A 2,020-nucleotide genomic window follows, 5' to 3' on the forward strand; every position below is an offset into this window, starting at 1 on the left:
CGTCTATGGCCGCTTTTTTAGCGCTTTTTATTAAATTTTTATCCTCAGTTTTCATTTTAAACTTATTTTATTCCCAACCGATCTTCTAAAATTTGAAGAAACTTTTTCGTGACTACTTTGTAATCAAAATGTTCTACAGCACGTTGTCGTCCGGCATTTCCCATCTTTATCCTTAAGTTTTTATCTTCCATAAGTTGTAATAAATACTTGGCTATGTCGTTAACATTAGCTCTATAATCGACGGTTCTTGGTGTTGTAAATGCAATTTTTCTATTAGTTTCAAAACCCGATTCTTCACCTAAAGTGACTTCGTTAACAACAATTCGTTGTGCGATATCCGCTAAAAAAGCAGTTTTACCATCAATTAAAGTATCCAGCATTCCCATAGCTTTTATGCCAATAACAGGTTTGCCACAGGCGCCTGCTTCTACTTGTGGCATTCCAAAACCTTCAAGGCGCGATGGTGCTGCATAAATATCGCAAGCAGCCATTAAATACGGCATAAAATTTCTCGAAACGGTATTGGTGGCGTAGGTAATATTTTTTTCCAGACCGAGGGATTCGGCCATTTTTAGATCGAGCATGTTTTGGATTTTGGTACGTGGTTGTGGCCAAACTTTACAGATGTATTTCCAATCTGGCGCCTTTGTATCAATGATTGATAGTGCTTGCATAACTTCTTGTGCACCTTTGGAAGCGGCATCGCCACCAACGGTCAATACCATTACTTGATCGGGTGAAATGCCCAAAGCTTCACGAACCGCCAAAACTTTTGGATCGTTTTTATCATACGGAATAAAAGCCGACGTATCAATGCCCACAGGAAGTACTTCTATATTGTCTGGTTTTATACCGTCGCGCACATACATCTCTTTCACCCAATTGGACGTCACTAAAATGAGCGGCAACTGGTTTAAAACTTCTTGATAATTGGCAATATACCCGTCGGCAACCAGCCATGGCACGGCCAAAGTACCATAACGTTGCGGATGAAGCACAATATCTGGCGTGTGCCCCCAATAGCCAACACCAACAACCACATCGGGTTCAAACCAGCGGTAATACCATTCTTTTTCTTGCGAGGATTCAAAATGGACCGCATGGGCTTCAACGCCCAATTCGAGCAAACCTCGGTAAAGCATATCTCCTTGTGTTGCAAGTCCGCCCGGAGAAGGCGGATAATCATAAAGAACCAATACCTTCATAATTTTTTAATTAGATTGATTTTTTTTAAACCATTTTTGAGCATCTTCTGCATTTTTGAATTGCCAAAATGCTTCTTTTTTTGGCGTTGTTTGAGCTTCAAATCCTGAGGCTCCAAAACCATAGATTTCTGTGATTATCCGATACTTTTCTGCCCATATTTGAGATGGAAGATCAATGTGTAAATCGGCGGTTTCAATAGCTTTCGGATAGTAAGTTTTGCGGCCATCTTCATAAGCAAAAAGCCAAAGCACATCCATATTTATTTTTTGTTTTATCCACAGATTGATGATTGCGATTCCTATTTCTTCATGTCGCAAATGTTTGGTGTATTCGCCAAACGGACTATGTGTAATAATAAGATTATAGTTTTTTTGGGGAAGAAGATTTAATAGTTCAGTTTCGACCGCAATAGAATCTAAGGGGAATTGTTCAGGACCATCATCCAAATCGCCCATAATGGCGTTTGCGCCATACGCCAACACTGTTTTTTTGAATTTTGGAGCACGATCAGGATCAGTTTTTCTACATAAAGTGGCTATAAACCAGTGATCATCGGGATGCATCAAAATTTGGCCACCGCACCATAAAGTTTCATCGTCCGGATGGGCCACAATCACGGCATTGTTTGATTTAGACGTCATATGTTTTTTCTACATCAATATTTATTATTCGAATCCACTTTTAATGATGGTCGAAATCATTTTGAATTTTTCATTCGCTTTAATCGTGTTTTTTGAATTTGCAGGAATGATGATGCATTGGCCAGAATTCAAATTATAGATTTGCCCATCAACCCATATTTCAGCTTTTCCTT

2 protein-coding genes are annotated in these 2,020 nt (G+C 39.2%); both read right to left on the reverse strand.

Translation table 11 applies throughout. The features are described 5' to 3' along the window. Window positions 1–62: 62 nt before the first annotated feature. Complete coding sequence (locus VNJ50_RS12820; RefSeq protein WP_325582535.1) at window positions 63–1,205, reverse strand: glycosyltransferase family 4 protein; 1,143 nt, start codon at window positions 1,203–1,205, stop codon at window positions 63–65. Window positions 1,206–1,211: 6 nt separating this feature from the next. After that, the gene (locus VNJ50_RS12825) at window positions 1,212–1,847 is read right to left on the reverse strand and encodes a PIG-L family deacetylase (protein WP_325582537.1); all 636 of its coding nucleotides are present in this window, start codon (window positions 1,845–1,847) and stop codon (window positions 1,212–1,214) included. Between the last annotated feature and the right edge of the window lie 173 nt (window positions 1,848–2,020).

It is taken from the genome of Gelidibacter sp., assembly GCF_035577925.1.
Lineage (GTDB): Bacteria > Bacteroidota > Bacteroidia > Flavobacteriales > Flavobacteriaceae > Gelidibacter.

Coding starts and splice junctions, on each gene's coding strand:
- VNJ50_RS12820 (WP_325582535.1), bottom strand. CDS start 1,205: ATGAAGGTATTGGTTCTTTATGATTATCCGCCTTCTCCGGGCGGACTT.
- VNJ50_RS12825 (WP_325582537.1), bottom strand. CDS start 1,847: ATGACGTCTAAATCAAACAATGCCGTGATTGTGGCCCATCCGGACGAT.